Here is a 21,406-nt window from a genome sequence, read left to right on the forward strand (position 1 = left end):
AAGGTTGAGATATAGCTTTGTTCAAAACAAAAATCAACCTATAATGAAACATTATTTTACTTTTTTATTAATAATATCTGTGACCTTTTTAGGGGTTTCTCAAAACGGAAACTTGCAAGGTATTATTACAGATGAAAACGGACTTACTGTTCCAGGAGCAACCGTTGTAATAGAAACATTAAATAAAGGCTCTGTTACCGATTTTAACGGAAAATACACCTTAATAAACGTGCCAGAAGGTAACCAAACAGTTACAGTAAAGTATTTAGGTTATGCAGATGTTAGCCAAGAGGTAACTGTAATTGCAGAAGGCACAACAACATTAAACTTTACCTTAAGTACTGAAAATACAGAACTAGAAGAGGTGTTAATTACGGGTTACGGTTTAAGTGGCCAATCAAGAGCACTTAACACTCAAAAAAACAAAACAAATATCACCAACATTGTATCTACTGATCAGATTGGAAAATTCCCAGATGCCAATATTGGAGATGCCGTAAAACGTATTCCAGGTATTACCATGCAAGTCGATCAAGGTGAAGCGCGTAATATTATTGTTCGTGGTTTATCGCCACAATTAAACTCGGTAACGTTAAATGGTAGTAGAATACCTTCTGCCGAAGGCGATAACCGTAATGTGCAAATGGATTTAATTCCATCTGATATGATTCAAACCATAGAAGTTAACAAAGCGGTGACCCCAGATATGGATGGCGATGCTTTAGGAGGTTCGGTAAATTTAATTACAAGAACATCGCCGCAAGGGTTTCGTTTGTCGGCAACCTTAGGATCAGGGCTAAACTTTATCACAGATAAACGTATTTTAAACGGATCGTTTTTGGTTGGTAATCGTTCTAAAAACGATAAGTTTGGTTGGATGGTTTCAGCCTCTATAAACGATAACGATTTTGGAAGTGACAATGTGGAAGCCGAATGGACCGATGAATTTGAATACTATACAGGTGTTGATGATACCGAAGGAGATCCTATTATGGAAGAGGTTGATGTAAACCCTTATGCCAATGTATTCGAAATTAGAGAATACTTAGTACAACGTATTCGTAGAAGTTTCTCGGCTAATTTTGATTATAAACTAGATAAGAATAACACGCTCTACTTTAAGTCTATTTATAACTGGAGAGACGATCGTGAAAATAGATTTAGGTTAGAACATGAAATGTTAGATGGTGAAGATATCGAGCTTGGAGACTTTACTGTAGATGGAAACGGAAACTTAACCAGTTTCCCTGTAGAAGCAAAACGTCAAACAAAAGGTGGTATTGATAGTAAACGAAATAAAAATGCCAGATTAGAAGATCAACGTATGCAAAACTATAGTTTAGGTGGAGAGCATTTAATAGGAAACATACAACTAGATTGGATGGGATCGTTTTCAAAAGCTTCCGAAGAACGTTTAAACGAACGTTATTTAGAATACGAAAGTGAATACAGCATTAACTTCAACAACAATGAAGATAAACCGTTATTTACACCTGTAAGTGCTGCCGACGCAAATTTTGCCGATTTTGAATTAGGTGAAATCACCGAAGAAAATCAATATACCGAAGAAGAAGACATCAACTTTTTTGTAAACGCCCAAATTCCATTATCCATTATTAAAGAGCAAGACGGGTTTTTAAAAATAGGTGCTAAAACAAGGCTTAAAAACAAAAATCGTGATAATAACTTTTTTGAGTATGAAGTAGGCGATACAGATGTTTTAAATACAATGGGAATGATTCCAACTAGAAATTATTCAGATTCAGATTTCCTTGCCGGAAGTCAATATGCTGTAGGAACTTTTGCTAGTACAGATTACTTGGGTAGTTTGAATTTTAATAATACCAATCGTTTTACAGGCGAAGATTTACCCGACGAGTATGCCACAGCAAACTTTGATGTAAATGAAGATGTGTATGCAGGTTACGCCATGATTAATCAAAATTTATCAGACAAGTTTAGCGTGCTAGCAGGTGTGCGTTTAGAACATACTGCCATTGAAAGCCAAGGAAATGAACTAGAGTTTAATGAAGATGGCGATGTTTCAGGAATTAAAGAAATAAACGATGAAAGTTCTTATACTAACATTTTGCCAGGTGTTCATTTAAAGTATAATCTATCCGATAATACGATATTACGTTTTGCTTGGACAAACACATTAGCAAGACCTAACTACGAAGATTTAGTGGCTTATAGAGAGCTAAATAGAGAAGATGAAGAAATCTTTTTAGGAAATTCAGAATTAGATCCAACCACATCTATGAACTTCGATATTATGGCAGAGCACTACTTTAAATCGGTAGGTATCATTTCTGGTGGATTATTTTATAAAGACATTAAAGATTTTGTGTACACTTTTCAAAGTGAAACAACCGATAATACATTTGGTAATAATACCGAAGGATTTGAGGTTTACCAACCATTAAACGGTGAAGGTGCCAGTATTTTTGGTGCTGAGATTTCGTTACAAAGACGTTTAGACTTTTTACCAGGATTTGCTAAAAACTTTAGTGTGTACGTAAACTATACGTATTTAACTTCTAGTGCTGATGGCATATATAATGAAGATGGTGAAGAACGTACCGATCTTGATTTACCAAATACCTCGCCAAACATGTTTAATGGGTCTTTAGGGTATTCAGGTAAAAACTTTAGTTTACGTTTATCAGGAAATTATTCCGATGCTTACATTGATGAAATTGGTGGAAATGCTTTTGAAGATCGCTACTACGACGAGCAATTTTTCTTAGATTTTAATGCCAATGTAGCCATTAATAAAAATTTAAGCATCTACCTTAATGTAAATAATATAACCAATCAACCATTACGTTACTACCAAGGTGTTAAAGGCAGAACCATGCAAATGGAATACTACGAGAAACGTTTAACCTTTGGCCTGAAATACGATTTATTTAAGAAATAAGAAATATGAAAAGAACAATAATTTTAAGTGCCTTTTCGCTAGTAATATTGTCTTGCGGAAATAACTTACCAGAAATAGCACCAACGTTAAAAACCAATAAAGTACCACACGATAGCGACGACCCAGCTATTTGGGTAAATAATGAAAACCCAGAAAAAAGTATCGTTTTTGGTACCGATAAAGACGAGGTAAATGGTGGAGTTTATGCTTTCGATTTAGAGGGTAAAATCATAAAAGAGAAAAGCTTAACAGGAATTAGCTATCCAAATAATGTAGATGTTGAATATGGTTTTAAGCTAACCGATTCTACACAAACAGATATTATGGTATTTACCGAAAGGGAAAAACACCAGGTTCGCGTGTATTCAGTGCCAGACATGACACCGTTAGATAATGGTGGATTTAAAGTATTTACCGATGAAACTAATGTGGAAATGAAACGACCAATGGGAGTTTCTATCTATAAAAATTCAACAAATGGCGAGGTCTCTTTTTTTGTAAGTAGAAAAGAAGGGCCAACTGAAGGCTATTTATATCAATATGAGTTGGTGTCGGATTCTTTAGGAGTTAAAGTTAACTTGCTTAGAAAAATAGGCACATTTAGCGGTGAAAAAGAAATTGAAGCCATTGCTGTAGATGATGAATTAGGTTATGTGTACTATTCGGATGAAGGTGTTGGTGTTAGGAAATACTACGCCGATCCTAAAAAGGGTGATGAAGAACTTGCCATGTTTGGCGGTGAGTATTTTAAAGACGATATAGAAGGTATTGCCATTGCAAAGTACAAAAACGGAAACGGTGCTTTAATTGTATCTAATCAGCAAGACGGTTCCTTTAATTTGTTTAGCAGAAAAGATAATAGTTATATAAAAACATTAAACCTAGGAACTCTAGAAACAGATGGTTGCGATGTAGTAACAAAACCATTAGGTACAAAATTTCCAAATGGCTTATTTGTTTCTATGAATGACGAACAAGACTTTTTCTATCATGCAGTTGACTCATTACAGTTGAGTAAATAAATTGGTAATTTTCTCGTTAAAAGTCCTTTCTGTTATGGAAAGGGCTTTTTTTTTATTATTATAAAAAAATCCCAAGCATTTCTGTTTGGGATTTTTGTCTAATTATATAATAGTGTAACGGTCTTATTTAGTATCTATAGTGCTCTGGTTTAAAAGGCCCTTCAACTTCTACGCCAATATACTTAGCTTGATCTGGTTTTAACTCAGTAAGCTCTACACCAATTTTTTCTAAGTGTAATTTAGCTACTTTTTCATCTAAATGTTTTGGTAGCATGTAGACTTGGTTTTCATATTTATCAGAATGATTCCAAAGTTCTATTTGTGCTAACGTTTGGTTTGTAAACGAGTTACTCATTACAAAACTTGGATGGCCAGTTGCGCAACCTAAGTTTACTAAACGTCCCTCGGCTAAAACAATAATATCGTTACCATCAATTGTATATTTATCAACTTGTGGCTTGATAGTGTCTTTTGTATTACCATAATTTTCATTTAGCCAAGACATTTGTATTTCATTATCAAAATGGCCTATGTTACAAACTATAGTTTTGTCTTTCATGGCTTTAAAGTGCTCTGCGCGTACAATATCTTTGTTTCCAGTAGTTGTAATCACAACATCGGCGTTACCTACAACAGTTTCTAGTTTTTTCACTTCAAAACCATCCATGGCAGCTTGTAGTGCACAAATTGGGTCAATCTCGGTTACGGTTACAATACTTCCTGCGCCTTTAAAAGAGGCAGCAGTACCTTTACCAACATCGCCATAACCACAAACCACAACGCGCTTTCCAGCTAACATTAAGTCAGTTGCACGACGTATTGCATCTACAGCAGATTCTCTACAGCCATATTTGTTATCAAATTTAGATTTAGTTACCGAGTCGTTTACATTAATAGCTGGCATAGGTAACGTGCCATTTTCCATGCGCTCGTATAAACGGTGAACGCCTGTTGTAGTTTCCTCAGAAAGTCCTTTAATAGCAGTAGCTAACTCTGGATATTGGTCTAAAACCATATTCGTTAAATCACCACCGTCATCTAAAATCATGTTTAAAGGTTGTCTGTCTTCACCAAAAAATAAGGTCTGTTCAATACACCAGTCAAATTCTTCTTCGGTCATGCCTTTCCATGCATATACTGGAATACCAGCGGCAGCAATAGCAGCGGCAGCATGGTCTTGTGTTGAGAATATATTACAAGAACTCCAAGTTACTTCGGCTCCAAGAGCCACTAAAGTTTCAATTAATACTGCTGTTTGAATAGTCATATGTAAACAACCTGCTATTCTAGCACCTCTTAAAGGTTGTTGTGCGCCATATTCTTCACGAAGGCTCATTAAACCCGGCATTTCTGCTTCGGCTAGCTCAATTTCTTTTCTTCCCCAATCGGCCAAAGAGATGTCTTTCACCTTGTATGGTACGTAAGGAATTGTTTTTGTACTCATAATTTTCTTTAATTTTTTTATTGTATAACAACTTTGGCAATCGTCTTTAAATAGTTAAATTCGCTTAACAAAATTGTTTAAACTTCTTTCAAGAAGTGCAAAGGTAATCAATAACTTTCATAATTTTAAATGCCACTATATAAAACACTTACTCCAAATGCACAAACAACTGTTAAAATTTGGAAGATTACCGAATCTTATGATGAGTTAATAGCTCCAATTACCTTAAAACCGCAAAACATGCAGCGCGTTTTAGGTATGAAAAGTGAATTGCACCAACGTGGGTTTTTAAGTGTGAGACATTTACTAGCAGAATTTGGGTATACCGATAACGATTTGTTTTACGATGAAAACGGGAAGCCACACTTAAAAGATGGTAAACATATTTCTATAACACATTCTTTTACGTTTTCAGGAGTGGTTGTTAGTGAAGATGTGGTGGGAATAGATATCGAAAAACAGCGAGATAAAATAGGTGTGATTGCTCATAAGTTTATGGACTACGAGTTTGAGTATTTAAACAAACGAGATGTAGATTACATAAATAAACTTACCGTGGTTTGGTGTATTAAAGAGTCGTTGTATAAGTTGTTTGCTACACCAGGATTAAGCTTTTTAAAACATACATTGGTTATTCCGTTTACTATAGAAGAAGCTTCCACGGTTTCTTGGATAGATTATAATGATGAAAAATACCGTTATCAAGCCGAATTTTTAGAGTTTGAAGGTTTTACTTGCGCTTATGTTATGCCATAATTATAATGAAAACACTCTATAAAAACATATTACAAGCAATGCTAAAGGACCAAAAGCTTTTAGCTGTTTTAATAGATCCTGACAAAATGAAATTGGATCATGTAGAGCTGTTTATTAAAAAAGTAAATATCTCTTTGGCAACGCATATTTTTGTTGGCGGCAGCACAGTTGAAGCCAATGCGACGGATATTTTAGTAACTAAAATAAAGCAGTTTACTACATTGCCTGTTGTATTATTTCCAGGTGATGTTACGCAAATAACCAATAAAGCAGATGGGTTGTTATTTTTAAGTTTATTATCTGGAAGGAACCCCGAATATTTAATTGATAAGCAAATTGCCTCGGTTTCTAAATTACGAGAAACAACATTAGAAATTATTCCTACAGGGTACATTTTAATAGAAAATGGTAAGCAAACGGCTGTTCAACGCGTAACAGCTACAAAGCCATTGCCTAGAAATGATATCCAACAAATTATAGATACTGCCAAAGCTGGCGAATATATGGGAAAACAACTTATATATTTAGAGGCAGGGAGTGGCGCAATACAACCTATTTCCGAAGATATTATCGCAAAAGTAAAGCAAGAATTAAATATACCATTAATTGTTGGTGGTGGTATTAAAACCAAAAAGCAACTACAGTCGGCTTACAATTCGGGAGCAGATTTAGTGGTTATAGGAACTGCTTTTGAAGACGATGAATCGTTTTTTAACGATATAAAAAGACCCGCAATAGCCACAACGTAAAAATATATAAAAAGCATATGAAAATATCAGTAGAATTAACACTTACACCAATACAAGACGATTATGAGCCATCTATCATCCATTTCATAAAAAAACTAAGAGCGTCTAATTTAAACGTATTAGAAAATCCTTTAAGTACACAAGTTTATGGCGATTATGATGAGGTTATGAAAGTGCTTACCACAGAAATTAAAGAAGCTTTCGAGTTGATAGAACGCGGCTTGTTGTATATGAAAATTGTAAAATCTGATAGACACGATTATGAACCACATTTTTGATTGGTTATTTTCACAATACCAAGGTGTTGATACACATTTAATTGTCTTAGAATTTATAGGGGTCTTTTTTGGTTTTTTAAGTGTTTGGTATTCAAAACAAGAAAATATTCTTGTGTATCCAACAGGTATTATAAGTACCGCCATTTTTGTTTATATACTTTGGGTTTATGGTCTTTTAGGCGATATGTTTATCAATGCCTATTACTTTTCTATGAGTATTTATGGGTGGTATTTTTGGACAAGAAAAGATGCCAATAACAATGAGGTTCCTGTTACCAAAACCACAAAAAAAGAACATTTATGGAGTGTGCTTATTTTTATAGCCACCATAATTTTTGTGGTGATAATTTATAAATTCAATAATAAATTCGATACTTGGACAGCTTATGTAGATACAGTTACAACAGCTATATTTTTTGTTGGTATGTGGCTTATGGCTAAAAAGAAATTAGAAAACTGGACCTATTGGATTATTGGAGATATCATATCGGTGCCTTTATACTTTTACAAAGGATTGGTATTTACCTCTTTTCAATATTTTTTGTTTACTATTATAGCGATTTATGGATTTAGAGCATGGAAGAAAAGCTTAAACAACACCCCACAAACTGTATAAAAGTTGTTTTATTTGGCCCTGAAAGTACAGGGAAAACAACATTGTCTAAACAACTGGCCAGACATTATAATTCTGTTTGGGTGCCAGAATACGCACGTGAATATCTTCAAAATAAATGGAATGAAGAACGTAAAACATGCGAACCAGAGGACTTGTTACCCATAGCTGTTGGGCAAATGGCATTAGAAAATAAATTAGCCACAAAAACAAACTCGGTGTTAATTTGTGATACCGATTTGCTAGAAACTAAAGTCTATTCCGAAGCGTATTATTCAGGGGATTGCGATCCTTTATTAGAAAAATATGCCCTCAAGAATACTTATCATATATACTTTTTAACGTATATTGATATCCCTTGGGAGAAAGACGATTTACGTGACAAACCTAACGAGCGTGAACGCATGTTTAAAGCCTTTGAGAATGCTTTAAAAAAGTATAACCGCCCTTATGTTTTACTAAAAGGAAGTAAAACCGAACGTTTACAAATAGCCGTAAATCATATTGATGAACTACTAAAAAATAATGTATGAATTTTTCCAAACAGGATGTTCAACAAATAAAAAACAAAGGACTTACAGTTGATAAGGTAAAAAATCAACTACAAATTTTTAAAACTGGCTTACCACCAACAAAACTAAAATCAGCTGCAACAATCGGCCATGGAATTGTAAAAGTTTCAGAAGAAGAAAAGCAACAACACACCAATTTTTTCTCTGAACATAAAGATGCTTTTAATATTCAAAAGTTTGTACCAGCCTCTGGAGCTGCAACACGAATGTTTAAGTTCTTGTTTCAGTTTTTAGAAGAATTTAATCCAGAGGAAGATGATTTTGAAGCTTATATACAAACTAACCCAAAAGTGAAAACCTTTGCTGAAGGATTACAAAACTTTCCTTTTTACGATACCGTAGTTTCTAAAATAGACAATTACGACGCATTAGATTTAAAAAGTAAAACATACCATTTTGCAAATGTGCTTTTAAACGATACCATGTTAAACTTTGGAGCTTTTCCTAAAGGATTGCTGCCTTTTCATAAGTACAAAAATGAGATAAGAACACCTTTAGAAGAGCATTTGTTAGAGTCTTCAAAATATGCTTCATCAAAAGGAAAAGCCAATTTGCATTTTACCATTTCGCCTAAGCACGAAAGCAAGTTTAAAACGGAACTAGAGACTGTTTCAGCAGCGGTTCATAAAAAAACAGGTATTACTTTTAATGTGACATTTTCATTTCAAAAAGAAGCAACCGATACGATTGCTGTAAACATAGATAATACCCCATTTCGACTAGAGGATGGCTCTATGTTATTTAGACCTGGTGGCCATGGCGCGCTCATAGAAAACCTAAACGATTTAAACGCCGATTTAGTATTTGTAAAAAACATTGATAATGTAGTTGTTGATGCTTATGAAGATGACGTTGCCGATTACAAAAAAATGTTAGCAGGAATGCTTCTTAAATTTCAGAAAGAAGCGTTTGCATATGCAAAAGCCATTGATGAAAACAATTTAAAGGATATAGCAGAAGTAGAAGCTTTTTTAACCAATAAATTAAATGTTGTATTTACAGAGGCGTATAAAACGTTATCAACTTCTAAAAAGTTAGAGGCTCTAAAAAAGCATATAAATAAACCTATACGTGTTTGCGGAATGGTGAAAAATGAAGGAGAACCTGGTGGTGGCCCATTTTGGACAGAAAGTAGTAAAGGAAAAATAGCGTTGCAAATTGTAGAATCGGCACAAATGAATACCAATGATGAAACGCAATACGAGATTTCGCAAAATGCTACTCACTTTAATCCCGTGGATTTGGTCTGTGGTTTAAAAAACTATAAAGGAGAACCCTACGATTTAACCAATTTTGTCGATGAAGACGCTGCCTTTATTACACAAAAAACTAGAGAAGGAAAACCTTTAAAAGCTCTTGAACGTCCAGGATTATGGAATGGCGCTATGGCCAATTGGAATACCGTTTTTGTTGAGGTGCCATTAATTACATTTAATCCAGTAAAAACTGTAAACAACCTTTTAAAACCTACCCATCAACCTCATGTTTGATGTAGAAACACTTATAAAAGAACTCGACTTTAAGGCCGTAAAAAGTTCTGGAGCTGGTGGTCAACATGTAAATAAAACAGCATCGAAAGTAGAGTTGCATTTCAATATTTTAAACTCTCAAGTATTTAACCAATCGCAAAAGGAATTACTTTGTAAAAACTTAAATAATCGATTAACCAAGGAACAAGTTTTAATTCTACAATGTGGCGAAAGCAGAAGCCAACATAAAAATAAAGACCTTGTAATAACACGGTTTTTACAGCTTATAAAAGAGGGGTTAAAAAAGCCAAAACCGCGAAAAAAAACAAAAATTCCTAAGGCTGTAAAACAAAAGCGTCTTAAAAACAAAAAGCAACAGTCTGAAAAGAAAGCTAATAGAAAACCACCTAAAATATCCTAAAATAATTAGTGTTACCTATTGCCAATTATGAATTGTTAACTAAATTTGCGCCGTTCTCAAAAAGGGGTGCTTAAATTGGTGGTAGTTATTAGTTGTAAAACTTTTAATTATTAACTGAAAAAGCTGAGATCATACCCAATGAACCTAGAACAGGTAATGCTGTTTAGGGATTACGAATATTTGTTTCTGTATCCGGAACGGAAGCCATATTCAACATTACAATATATTATTAACAAAGAATAATGACCTCTTTTTATTCGGCAAAAATTATTTTATCGAATGAAAAATCTATTCGCATTTTTAGCACTGTTTGTATTGTCAGTCAGTGTGTTTTCACAAGAAAAACAACAAGATTCTACCAAAATTGAAACCTTAGATGAGGTTTTAGTAAAAGCGGTAAGAGTAGACGCAACATCACCAATTACACATTCCAATGTCACTAAAGAAGACATAGAAAAACGCAATTTAGGGCAGGATATTCCTGTGCTTTTAAATTATTTACCCTCTGTGGTTACTACAACCGATGCTGGTGCTGGTGTTGGTTATACAGGCATTCGTGTGCGTGGTGTAAGTTCGCAATCAACTAACGTAACAATTAACGGAATTCCGTATAACGATGCCGAATCGTTAGGAACGTTTTGGGTAAATTTAGGCGATATCGCCTCATCTGTTGAAAGTTTACAATTGCAACGTGGTGTGGGCACATCAACTAATGGTTCTGGAGCCTTTGGCGCTAGTATTAATGTGCTTACCGATGCCGTTTCCGATGATGCCTATGGTGAAATTTCAAATTCGTTTGGAAGCTTTAATACCCGAAAGCATACCTTAAAGTTTAGTACGGGAAAAATTAACGACCATATTGAAATTGCTGGGCGATTATCGCAAATTAAATCGGATGGTTATATTGATAGGGCTTCTTCAGATATTAAATCGTATTATCTGCAAGCGGCTTATGTAAGTGAAAAAACCTTATTAAAAGCCATTACGTTTTCAGGAAAAGAAGTTACCTATCAATCGTGGAATGGCTTGGAAGATTTAGAAAAATTAGAAAACGATAGAACGTATAATACCGCTGGTGAATATACCGATGAGAATGGGAATACACAGTTTTACGATAATGAAGTAGATGACTACCAGCAAGATCATTATCAATTACATTGGAACCAAAAAATAGCTAATAATTGGTCAACAAACCTCGCGTTAAACTACACACAAGGACGTGGCTTTTTTGAGCAGTACAAAGAAGATGAAGACTTTTCAGATTATGGTTTTGAGGAGTTAACCGTTAATGGCGAAACGGTAAATACCACCGATTTAATTCGCAGACGTTGGTTAGATAACGATTACTATGTGGTAAATGCCAATGCTAACTATAAAGATAATAAGTTGAATGTGATTTTTGGCGGATCGTATAGTTATTACGAAGGCGATCATTTTGGTGAGGTTATTTGGGCGCGTTATGCAACAGATAGTGAAATTCGAGACCATTATTACGACGGTGTTGGAAAAAAACAAGACTTAAGTGGTTTTGCAAAAGCAACCCTTCGCTTTAATGATAATTGGAGTTTATTTGGAGACTTACAAGTTAGAAATGTTTCCTATGAAACTACTGGGATTTCATCAGATTTAGTACCGTTTAATGTAGATGAAACGTACACGTTTTTTAACCCAAAAGCAGGTGTAACCTTCGAATTGAATAATAAAAATAACTTCTATTTCTCGTTTGCGAGAGCCAATAGAGAGCCTAACCGAGACGATTTTAAAGGCAATCCAGATATTAAACCAGAAAAGCTAAACGATTTTGAATTGGGTTGGAGACATAATAATGAAAACTTCAGAATTTATGCCAATGCTTACTATATGTTGTATAACGACCAATTGGTGTTAACTGGCGAATTGGATGATGTAGGAAGCGCACAACGTGATAACAGTGGCGAAAGTTACCGATTAGGTTTGGAACTTGACGCAGCAATAAAAATAAGCGATATGTTTTCCATAAACCCAAATGTTACCTTAAGCTCTAATAAAAATAAGGAAATGGTAGCAGATATAGATGGTGAGTTGCAAAATTTAGGAACAACTAATATTTCGTTTTCACCAGAAGTAGTTGCTGGAAATGCGTTTGTTCTTAAACCTGTAAAAGGCTTACAAATGGCGTTGTTAAGTAAGTTTGTAGGTGAACAATTTATGAGTAACACCGATGCAGAAAAATCGAAGTTAGACAGCTATTTTGTAACCGATTTTAATATTTCTTACGAGTTGAAAATGAATAAAATATTTAAATCGATTGTGTTTACAGGATTGGCCAATAACATTTTTGATAAAGAGTACATCTCTAACGGGTATTACTATACTTACGATGATACTTGGACAGACCCTAACCAAGTAACCACTATAGAAGGTGCAGGATATTACCCACAAGCTACGGCTAACTTTTTGTTAGGCGCTACGTTAAAATTTTAAACGTTATGTTTCTCTAAGTTCTATTGATACGAACTTAACCTAAAGCCCAAACATTTTGTTTGGGCTTTTTTTAGTTATTCCAAACCCTAATAATATTTCCATTTACTTCAACAAAGTAACGGCGTAACGCATATTGCCCTGTCGTACCCTCTCTACCTAGACCTGTTAAAACATCATAAGAGTTGTCATCGTCGCAATTGCATGTGGCAATAATCCCTTCAACAGTAAGTTTAGAGCATGTTCTTAAATTATGATTGGGATCGGTTATTTCAAAAGCATTGTAACCGCTACCCGTATTCATAACCACAATACCATTAATGCCATAAGCCGAGTTGTCTATTACTACAGGGTTATTAGGAAACGTTAAGTTATTAAACTGTGGTAGGTTAGTGTTAATTAACGTACCCGTATCAAACGCTACATTAGGTAAATTTTGGTTATTATCGTTGTCATCGTCACTTTTACTACAAGATGTAACAAAAATGAAAGCAAACAAACCAAGTAACAAGGCATTTTTCATAGCATGAATTTTGGGTGTAAGTTACAAAAAAAGATAACTGATATAAATATTTTGTATATTTGTGTAACAATCTCGTGAAAACGGGATTTTTGTATTTTAATACACACAGTTAGATGGCTAGTAAACAGCTTGAAATAACACAAGAATGTTGAAAGAAATCTTGCTTTAAATGTCCATAAAATTGTTGGAAAAAGCAACGCTCTATTATAGAGCAAAAGCTGTATTATTAATTTAAAAATGAAGTTATGAGTAACGTATCTTATTACACAGCAGAAGGATTAAAAAAATTAAGAGACGAGTTAAATCAATTAAAAGATATCGAGCGTCCTAAAGCTTCTCAAGCTATTGCAGAAGCAAGAGATAAAGGCGATTTAAGTGAAAACGCCGAATACGATGCCGCCAAAGAAGCCCAAGGCTTATTAGAGATGAAAATTTCTAAACTAGAAGAAACTTTAGCCAACGCTAGGTTAATAGACGAGTCGCAATTAGACACCTCAAAAGTATTAGTGCTTTCTAAGGTGAAAATTAAAAACCAAGCCAATGGTATGGAAATGAACTATACTTTGGTGGCCGAAAGTGAAGCCGATTTAGCCTCAGGAAAAATCTCGGTAAACTCACCAATTGGTAAAGGGTTACTAGGGAAATCTGTTGGCGATATAGCCGAAATACAAGTCCCTAACGGTAAGATTAATTTTGAGATTATTGAAATTTCAAGATAAAAATTTATACAGAAAATAAACGAAAAAACATTCCTGTTAAGTTAATTTAGCAGGAATTTCTTTTTATATTTAATTGAATATTAACACTGATCTATTACAAATGGCTTCTATATTTACAAAAATTATTAATGGCGATATACCATGCTATAAAATAGCCGAAACCGATGAGTTTTTTGCATTTTTAGATATTAACCCTAACTCCAAAGGACACACACTTTGTATCCCTAAAAAAGAAGTCGATAAAATTTTTGATTTAGATGAAGCAACTTACATGGGGTTAATGGCATTTTCTAGGCAAGTTGCTATGGCTATAGAAAAAGTAATTCCTTGCGAGCGTGTAGGCATGTCGGTTATTGGGTTAGAAGTACCACATGTGCATGTGCATTTAATTCCCCTACGCACTATGGAAGATGCTAAATTTACAAGTAAAGATACCTTAACGCCAGACGAATTTCAAGAAGTAGCTACTGCCATAAAACAAGCGCTGTAATAATTCCGGCAGCTACTACAATAGAGATGCCAATTATTAACCAAGCTAATTGTTTTAATTTTGTAGATGCTTTTTTAGGAATAAAAGCGCGTTGGTGGTAATTGTACACACGGTCAATATCGTCGGTCCATCTTGCCGGATAAATAATGGTGTTGCAAACCTTACACTCAATTTCTTGAGATGTCTCATTAGTAATAGATTTGTAAAGTTTAGTCTCAATAAACTTTTGCTTAAACGTTAAATGTAAGCCCGTATTATTATAGCATTCAGGGCAATTATTGTTTAATGTTGCCTCTTTTACCGTAAAAAATCGTTCTTCCATAATCTTAAACTTTAAATCGACTTTAATGTAATTTGCATGGTTGTGCCTTTATTTATTTCAGATTGTAGGACTTTTATTTTGCCATTATGAAACTCTTCAATAATGCGTTTTGTTAAAGATAAACCTAATCCCCAACCTCTTTTTTTAGTTGTAAAACCAGGCTCAAAAATAGTATTAAATTGGTTTTTTGAAAGTCCTTTTCCAGTATCTGTTATTCTAATTTTTACAAATTGTTCTAACTGAAGGATTTCAATACTAAGTTTTCCTTTACCTTTCATGGCATCGATAGCATTTTTTACCAGGTTTTCAATGGCCCAACTGTAAAGCTGTTTGTTTAAATTTACATAAATTTCTTCATTAGGAGCAACAATTTCAAAATCGATAAGTTTAGAAGCACGTGCTTTCAAGTAATCGTAAGAGGTAATAGTTTCTTGTACAATATCGGTTTTTTCTAAAGTTGGTACAGAACCAATTTTACTAAAACGTTCGGTTATTGTTTGCAAGCGATTAATGTCTTTTTCAATTTCTACAATGTATTCTGGGTTGGTGTTTTCAGTCTTTAAAATTTCGGTCCAACCAATTAACGACGATAGTGGTGTGCCAATTTGATGTGCGGTTTCTTTAGCCATACCCGACCAAAGTTTATTTTGTGTAGCAATTTTTGTACTTCGGTAAAAAAAGTAAACCACGGCACCAAACAATACAATAATTAATACCAAGGCTAACGGATAATATTTTAACTTGTTTAGTAAAGGCGAATTACCATAATACAGCGTTTGATTTTCGTAACCAATGGCTATTGGTGCATTTTCTTTACTAAATTGTGTTACTAAGCGTTTTATATGCCGATTCACATAAATAGAATCCTCCTTAGTAACCGCATCGGTAGAAGAGTTTGCTTTTATATTACTAAATGTGGCTACTGTAGAATCTTGATTAATAACAACCATAGGTGTTGTATTATTGCTGCCTAAAATCTTCCAAATTAAATCCAGGTTAGTAGAAGTAATATTGTCATTAAGAGAAACCGATTCTATAATCTTTAAATACTCATTCTGCGCAAACGACCAGTTTTCCATTTTCATGCGTTCTTCAGCCTTAAATTTTTGAAAAAACACATACGTATTCCATAAAATAAGCGAAATAATAACAAACGAAATAAATACAATAACCCAACGTACAAGGTTGCGATACTTAGAAAAAACCATTGTAAAACTTTTATGTTGAAAGATAATGTAATTCTGTTAATAATATTGTGTTACAGAGTTCCAAATCATTTTTTGTTCACTAAAGGATTGGTTACATTTGCGAAAATAAATTGTATAAATGATTTCATTTGAACCTAAAGACCTATCTACAGGAAAGTTACATGGCTATTTGCTTAGTGCTGTGGCGCCAAGGCCTATAGCTTTTGCCAGTACTGTTGATAAAGATGGAAACCCCAATCTATCACCGTTTAGCTTTTTTAATGTCTTTAGTGCCAATCCACCCATTTTAATTTTTTCACCAGCAAGGCGTGTTAGAAATAATACCACCAAACACACACTGGAGAATGTTGAAAAAACTAAAGAAGTGGTTATTAATGTGGTAAATTACGATATTGTACATCAAATGTCATTAAGCAGTACCGAATATCCAGAAAACATTAACGAGTTTGATAAGGCTGGGTTAACTATGTTACAATCGGATATTGTAAAGCCATTTCGTGTGGCCGAATCACCAGTACAATTAGAGTGTAAAGTAAACGATATTATTAAACTAGGAACCGAAGGCGGTGCTGGAAATTTAGTAATATGCGAGGTGGTAAAGTTGCATATTGAAGACGAGATGTTAAATGAAGAAGGTATTATCGACCAAGAAAAACTAGATTTAGTAGCACGTGCTGGAGGAAGTTTTTACAGTCGTGCAAAAAAGGGCTTTTTTGAAATTCCGAAGCCATTATCAACTTTAGGAATAGGCGTCGATAGTTTTCCTGAACATATAAAAAACAGTATGATTTTAACAGGAAACGATTTAGGTATGCTAGGAAACGTAGAAAAACTACCTACAACGGCCGAAGTAAAAACATTTATAGAAGAGGTAAGCGAACGCTACCCTAATATTTCGGAAGCGTCACATAGAGAAAAGCATAAATTAGCACATAATTACTTAAGCTTTGGAGACATCCAAAGCGCATGGAAAATTTTATTATCATAAATAACAGAAATAGAAAAGATGGAAGTACAAGGAAGAATTAAACTTATTGGAGAAACGCAGACGTTTGGTAATAACGGATTTAGAAAACGCGAGGTTGTGGTAACAACAGAAGAGCAGTACCCACAACATTTAATGGTAGAGTTTGTTCAAGACAAAACCGATTTATTAAATAACTTTCAAGTAGGACAACAAGTAAAAATAAATATTAATTTAAGAGGTCGTGAGTGGGTAAATCCACAAGGTGAAACAAAATATTTTAACTCTATACAAGGGTGGAGAATTGAAACATTACAACAAGAGCAAGGAGCCCAAAATGTACCACCAGTACCACCTGCTGATGCTTTTGAGCCTGCTAACGATTTAAACGAAGATGATCACGACGATCTTCCGTTTTAATAACACAAGAGAAACCACTACATTTAGACCTATTAAAGTTTACTTTTTTAGGTCTTTTTTTATTTATGAAGATTACAACGCTTATCGAAACTTTTTTCAAACGGTATTTACCCTCACCGTTTACTATTGCTGTACTATTAACATTGCTCACGGTAATTCTAGCGTTACTACTAACAGAGTCAATAACAGGAGAAAATCATGTTTTAGAAATTCTATCCTATTGGGAAAAAGGTGTATGGAATAATAGTCTGTTGGTATTTGCTTACCAAATGATGCTTATTTTAGTTTTAGGTCACATTTTAGTGTTAAGTAAACCTGTTAATAAGGTGATAACGAGTATTACTACCTATGCCAATACAACACAAAAGGCTGTTGTTTTAGTAAGTGTTACAACAATGTTAGTGGCGTTTTTTAATTGGGGGTTAGGCTTAATTTTTGGCGCCATTTTAGCACGGAAAATTGGCGAACAAGCTCAAGACACAAAAACACCTTTAAACTATCCTTTAGTTGGTGCTGCTGGTTATGTAGGGTTAATGGTTTGGCATGGAGGAATTAGTGGTTCGGCATTAATAAAAGTGTCTGAAACTAATCATATTAAAAACTTTATGGCTAATATTTCTTCTGCTGAAATGTTAGTGAAATTACCCGAAAGCATAAATTTTAATCAAACTGTTTTTAGTTGGACTAATTTATTGCTGTTTGCCATTTTACTAATCACGATACCGCTGGTGCTTTCTGTAGTGGCTAAAAGCACATCGCCAACACCAATTAATTTAGAAACCTATAAGTTTACCACAAGTGAAAAAAACACCTTAAAAGGAGCCGAAAAACTCGACTTTTCCAAATGGTTGTCTCTAGGGTTTGGAAGCTTAATCTTAATCGCCTTTTTTTATCAATATTGGGGCAGTTTAATGCAATTTCAAATTACACCTAACATGCTTAATTTTTTTATGTTAGGTTTGGGAATTATACTTCATGGCTCTTTTAATAGTTTTTTAAAAGCACTTGAAGAAGCTATAAAAGGCGCATCAGGAATATTAATTCAATTTCCATTGTATTTTGGTATAATGGGAATTATGAAAAGTACTGGAATGGTAGTGATGATTTCCGATTTTTTTGTGTCTATTGCAAACGAAACAACCTTACCCATTTTCACCTTTTTTAGTGCTGGACTAGTCAATATTTTTGTGCCAAGCGGTGGCGGACAATGGGCAGTACAAGGCCCAATAGTTATAGAGTCGGCCTTAAAATTAGGAGTGCCATTACCAAAAGCAATTATGGCCTTAGCTTATGGCGACCAAATAACCAATATGCTACAACCATTTTGGGCACTTCCATTATTAGGAATAACAAAATTAAAAGCTAAAGAAATTTTACCATACACACTTATTATGATGCTTGTTGGTGTCATGGTATTTCTTGGCGGGCTTCTATTATTATGATAGTTCTTACCAAAGCCATAGAATTTCCAGAGGTAAGTTTAGCGACTCCAGAAGGCTTGCTTGCTATTGGTGGCGATTTATCGATTGATAGACTACTCTTAGCCTATAAAAGTGGCATTTTTCCTTGGTTTGAAGACAATCAACCTATATTGTGGTGGAGCCCAGATCCTAGATTTGTCTTGTTTCCAGAAAAATTGAAAATATCAAAAAGCTTGAAACAAGTTATGAGGAACAAAGGGTTTCAAGTAACCATTAATAAGGCCTTTAAAGATGTTATCGAGAATTGCGCAGCAATTAAAAGAGAAGGACAATTAGATACTTGGATAACACGCGATATGATAACAGCTTATACCAAATTACATGAACTAGGGTATGCTAAATCGGTTGAGGTTTGGTTAGACTATGAATTAGTAGGCGGATTGTATGGCGTAGATTTAGGAAACGGTGTGTTTTGTGGCGAAAGTATGTTTTCTAAAGTAAGTAATGCTAGTAAAGTAGGGTTTGCTACCTTTATTCAAAACAACAATTATAAACTAATCGATTGCCAAGTACATACCAATCATTTAGAACGTTTAGGAGCAGAAAACATAGATAGAGAGGTGTTTTTGAGTTATTTGTAGACTAAATTTCACCATACCTAAAACAAGAAACTTCATGATCGTTTACCATACCAGTAGCTTGCATATGAGCATAAATAACGGTTGAACCTACAAACTTAAACCCTCGTTTTTTTAGATCCTTGCTTATAGTATCGCTTAATGTTGTGGTAGCAGGAGCATCTTTATAATTTTTCCAAGTATTAATAATAGGTTTACCATCAACAAAATCCCAAATGTATTTTGAGAAGGACCCGAATTCTTCTTGAATTTTCATAAACGCTTGTGCATTTGTAACTGTAGCACGTACTTTAAGCTTATTTCTTATAATACCAGCATCTTGGAGTAGTTCGTCAATCTTATCCTGTCCATACTGGGCTATTTTTTTATAATCAAAACCATCAAAGGCTTTTCTAAAGTTGTCACGTTTTTTTAAAACGGTAATCCAACTTAAGCCTGCTTGAAAAGTTTCTAAAATTAAAAATTCAAAAAGTGTATCATCATCGTAAACAGGAACACCCCATTCGTTATCATGATAGGCTTCGTATATAGGGTCGCCAACACACCAACCGCATCTATGTTTCTCCATTAATACTTAAAATGTAAGTTTCTTCAATAAAGATAGACATACTTTATGACATAAGTCATAGAAATTAAAAATTACACAACCTACTTTTGATAAGTAATTTAAGATATCACCCATGAAGCACATTATAGAAAACAGTTTAAAAACAAGTATGTCCTACCAAGAGTATATAAATTTGGTAGATAATCTAACGTTAACAAACTCAACCACAGGTCCAGAAAAAACAGAGACTTTGGTTAATTATACGGCTTTAAACCAGAGACGAATGTCTCGATGGAATAAAAAATTAAGTTTAACCGAGAGCCAAAAAGAAACGGTTAAGGCATTTAACAATCAAATTATTTGGTTGGTATTAACAGAAAGCTGGTGTGGCGATGCAGCTCATGTTATGCCTGTTATTAATAAAGTAGCAGAATTAAATGACAATATAAACTTAAGAGTTGTGCTTCGAGATGAGAACTTGGAGCTAATGGATTTATTTTTAACCAATGGTGGGCGCTCAATCCCTAAACTCATTATGTTAGATGCTAAATCGCATGATGTTATTGGTACATTTGGACCAAGACCTAGCGCAGCAACACAAATGGTAAACGATTATAAAGAAACCCATGGTGTGTTAACAGCAGAGTTTAAAGAAGATTTACAACTGTGGTATAATAAAGATAAAGGCCAAACTATTGTAAAAGACTTAATTAATCTTTTGCCTGTTAATGTTTCCCTTTAAAATAAAATGTGATTGAACCTAGTTGAGAAGACTTAGAAGCGTCAGGGGTAAATGTGGCTTCTTTTGCGTATTCTAGAGCGTGCTGTTTTAAACATTCGTTAGTGGTTTTGGTAGCACCATTTACATAGGCTTTAGTAACAAGTCCTTTGCTGTTTACTGTAATATTAATGATAATTTTACCGCCAGATTCGCATAAATATATGGGAGTTGGTAAAGATAAATGTGTTCTATCTTTTAACGAATAGTGCATAGAGCTATTCTTATTTACCGATTGTTCACTTGGGTTACTTCGATGTTTTTTAAGAAGACTGTTTACACTATTATAAGATGATAACACATCGTCATCAATACCAGATGAGGGAGCTTGTTGTGGGGTTTCTGGAGTGTTTTTGGTAAGGTTTTCCGAAGGGGTGTACTCGTAATCCTTTGGGGGTTCTATAGGTTGATAGGCTTCGGCAAAGCGCTTGTATTTTTGAGTTTCGTTAAAGGCTTTGTTGGTTTCTGGCGTATTGGTGTTTTCTTCAGGAGTTTGTGCTAATTCTTCTTCTTCAAAAAACTTTTCAGGGTCAATTTCATAATAACTTTCAGCCATAAGTTCGGTCTGCTTCTTTATATGAAAACTAAATAAAGAAAGCAAAACGGTACCTGAAATTAAGCAGGTAAGTAGTAAGGCCTTTTGTTTGTTATTAAAATTCAAAAAAACAT

General features: G+C 34.3%; 23 protein-coding genes. 17 read left to right on the forward strand and 6 right to left on the reverse strand.

From position 1 onward, the window contains the following. Positions 1-43: 43 nt before the first annotated feature. Together EJA19_RS02665 and EJA19_RS02670 are read left to right on the forward strand one after the other, a co-directional pair. On the forward strand, positions 44-2,923 hold the full coding sequence (locus EJA19_RS02665) for a TonB-dependent receptor (RefSeq protein WP_125466794.1): 2,880 nt from the start codon (positions 44-46) through the stop codon (positions 2,921-2,923). 5 nt (positions 2,924-2,928) lie between these two features. Continuing rightward, positions 2,929-3,945, forward strand: a complete 1,017-nt coding sequence (locus EJA19_RS02670) for a phytase (protein WP_125466795.1) — start codon at positions 2,929-2,931, stop codon at positions 3,943-3,945. A gap of 127 nt (positions 3,946-4,072) precedes the next feature. Here the strand turns inward: EJA19_RS02670 and ahcY are convergent, their stop codons facing one another. Beyond that, on the reverse strand, positions 4,073-5,389 hold the full coding sequence (gene ahcY, locus EJA19_RS02675; protein ID WP_125466796.1) for an adenosylhomocysteinase: 1,317 nt from the start codon (positions 5,387-5,389) through the stop codon (positions 4,073-4,075). Between the two features lie 129 nt (positions 5,390-5,518). On the opposite strand from ahcY, the gene EJA19_RS02680 reads away from it, so the two are divergent. From EJA19_RS02680 to EJA19_RS02715, 8 genes are all read left to right on the forward strand, one after another. Further along, entirely contained in the window at positions 5,519-6,145 is a 627-nt protein-coding gene (locus tag EJA19_RS02680) for a 4'-phosphopantetheinyl transferase family protein (protein ID WP_125466797.1), read from the forward strand. A 5-nt stretch (positions 6,146-6,150) separates the two neighbouring features. After that, positions 6,151-6,894 carry a geranylgeranylglyceryl/heptaprenylglyceryl phosphate synthase gene (locus EJA19_RS02685; protein ID WP_125466798.1) on the forward strand — a complete coding sequence of 248 codons (744 nt, stop codon included), beginning with the start codon at positions 6,151-6,153 and terminating at the stop codon, positions 6,892-6,894. A gap of 17 nt (positions 6,895-6,911) precedes the next feature. Then, positions 6,912-7,172, forward strand: coding sequence for a thiamine-binding protein (locus EJA19_RS02690; protein ID WP_125466799.1), 261 nt, complete (start codon positions 6,912-6,914; stop codon positions 7,170-7,172). After that, complete coding sequence (gene pnuC / locus EJA19_RS02695; protein WP_125466800.1) at positions 7,156-7,788, forward strand: nicotinamide riboside transporter PnuC; 633 nt, start codon at positions 7,156-7,158, stop codon at positions 7,786-7,788. The genes EJA19_RS02690 and pnuC overlap by 17 nt, the downstream gene beginning before the upstream one ends. Beyond that, positions 7,749-8,318, forward strand: coding sequence for an AAA family ATPase (locus EJA19_RS02700; protein WP_125466801.1), 570 nt, complete (start codon positions 7,749-7,751; stop codon positions 8,316-8,318). Before pnuC ends, EJA19_RS02700 begins: the two co-directional genes overlap by 40 nt. After that, the gene (locus EJA19_RS02705; RefSeq protein WP_125466802.1) at positions 8,315-9,847 is read left to right on the forward strand and encodes a DUF4301 family protein; all 1,533 of its coding nucleotides are present in this window, start codon (positions 8,315-8,317) and stop codon (positions 9,845-9,847) included. The genes EJA19_RS02700 and EJA19_RS02705 overlap by 4 nt, the downstream gene beginning before the upstream one ends. After that, a complete protein-coding gene (gene arfB / locus EJA19_RS02710; RefSeq protein ID WP_125466803.1) occupies positions 9,840-10,247 on the forward strand; it encodes an alternative ribosome rescue aminoacyl-tRNA hydrolase ArfB in 408 nt (135 codons plus the stop codon). Before EJA19_RS02705 ends, arfB begins: the two co-directional genes overlap by 8 nt. 279 nt (positions 10,248-10,526) lie before the next feature. Further along, positions 10,527-12,710, forward strand: coding sequence for a TonB-dependent receptor (locus EJA19_RS02715; RefSeq protein WP_125466804.1), 2,184 nt, complete (start codon positions 10,527-10,529; stop codon positions 12,708-12,710). 70 nt (positions 12,711-12,780) lie between these two features. Here the strand turns inward: EJA19_RS02715 and EJA19_RS02720 are convergent, their stop codons facing one another. Beyond that, the gene (locus tag EJA19_RS02720) at positions 12,781-13,230 is read right to left on the reverse strand and encodes a hypothetical protein (protein ID WP_125466805.1); all 450 of its coding nucleotides are present in this window, start codon (positions 13,228-13,230) and stop codon (positions 12,781-12,783) included. Between the two features lie 245 nt (positions 13,231-13,475). Between EJA19_RS02720 and greA the strand changes: the two genes are divergently transcribed. Both greA and EJA19_RS02730 read left to right on the forward strand, forming a co-directional pair. Continuing rightward, positions 13,476-13,949 carry a transcription elongation factor GreA gene (gene greA, locus EJA19_RS02725; protein WP_125466806.1) on the forward strand — a complete coding sequence of 158 codons (474 nt, stop codon included), beginning with the start codon at positions 13,476-13,478 and terminating at the stop codon, positions 13,947-13,949. A gap of 100 nt (positions 13,950-14,049) precedes the next feature. After that, positions 14,050-14,439 carry an HIT family protein gene (locus EJA19_RS02730; RefSeq protein WP_125466807.1) on the forward strand — a complete coding sequence of 130 codons (390 nt, stop codon included), beginning with the start codon at positions 14,050-14,052 and terminating at the stop codon, positions 14,437-14,439. Here EJA19_RS02730 and EJA19_RS02735 read toward each other — a convergent pair. Beyond that, complete coding sequence (locus EJA19_RS02735; protein ID WP_125466808.1) at positions 14,414-14,761, reverse strand: hypothetical protein; 348 nt, start codon at positions 14,759-14,761, stop codon at positions 14,414-14,416. The two genes, EJA19_RS02730 and EJA19_RS02735, sit on opposite strands and share 26 nt — an antisense overlap. A gap of 11 nt (positions 14,762-14,772) precedes the next feature. After that, positions 14,773-15,969, reverse strand: coding sequence for a sensor histidine kinase (locus tag EJA19_RS02740; protein ID WP_125466809.1), 1,197 nt, complete (start codon positions 15,967-15,969; stop codon positions 14,773-14,775). 118 nt (positions 15,970-16,087) lie between these two features. Between EJA19_RS02740 and EJA19_RS02745 the strand changes: the two genes are divergently transcribed. The 4 genes from EJA19_RS02745 (at position 16,088) to aat (ending at position 19,415) form a co-directional block, all read left to right on the forward strand. Further along, positions 16,088-16,957: a flavin reductase family protein gene (locus EJA19_RS02745; protein ID WP_125466810.1), complete on the forward strand. Its 870-nt coding sequence runs from the start codon at positions 16,088-16,090 to the stop codon at positions 16,955-16,957. An 18-nt stretch (positions 16,958-16,975) separates the two neighbouring features. Next, a complete protein-coding gene (locus EJA19_RS02750) occupies positions 16,976-17,353 on the forward strand; it encodes a DUF3127 domain-containing protein (RefSeq protein ID WP_125466811.1) in 378 nt (125 codons plus the stop codon). Between the two features lie 65 nt (positions 17,354-17,418). After that, entirely contained in the window at positions 17,419-18,795 is a 1,377-nt protein-coding gene (locus EJA19_RS02755; protein ID WP_125466812.1) for a short-chain fatty acid transporter, read from the forward strand. After that, on the forward strand, positions 18,792-19,415 hold the full coding sequence (gene aat, locus EJA19_RS02760) for a leucyl/phenylalanyl-tRNA--protein transferase (RefSeq protein WP_125466813.1): 624 nt from the start codon (positions 18,792-18,794) through the stop codon (positions 19,413-19,415). The genes EJA19_RS02755 and aat overlap by 4 nt, the downstream gene beginning before the upstream one ends. Position 19,416: 1 nt before the next feature. On the opposite strand, the gene EJA19_RS02765 is transcribed toward aat, so the two are convergent. Next, complete coding sequence (locus tag EJA19_RS02765) at positions 19,417-19,980, reverse strand: DNA-3-methyladenine glycosylase I (protein WP_125466814.1); 564 nt, start codon at positions 19,978-19,980, stop codon at positions 19,417-19,419. Positions 19,981-20,092: 112 nt separating this feature from the next. Here EJA19_RS02765 and EJA19_RS02770 point away from each other — a divergent pair, with 112 nt between their 5' ends. Next, positions 20,093-20,701 carry a thioredoxin family protein gene (locus EJA19_RS02770; protein WP_125466815.1) on the forward strand — a complete coding sequence of 203 codons (609 nt, stop codon included), beginning with the start codon at positions 20,093-20,095 and terminating at the stop codon, positions 20,699-20,701. On the opposite strand, the gene EJA19_RS02775 is transcribed toward EJA19_RS02770, so the two are convergent. Then, entirely contained in the window at positions 20,685-21,398 is a 714-nt protein-coding gene (locus tag EJA19_RS02775) for a hypothetical protein (RefSeq protein WP_240640192.1), read from the reverse strand. The genes EJA19_RS02770 and EJA19_RS02775 overlap by 17 nt on opposite strands. Positions 21,399-21,406: the final 8 nt, after the last annotated feature.

Origin of the sequence: Mangrovimonas spongiae (genome assembly GCF_003944795.1) — a bacterium.
GTDB classification, from domain to species: Bacteria; Bacteroidota; Bacteroidia; order Flavobacteriales; family Flavobacteriaceae; genus Mangrovimonas; species Mangrovimonas spongiae.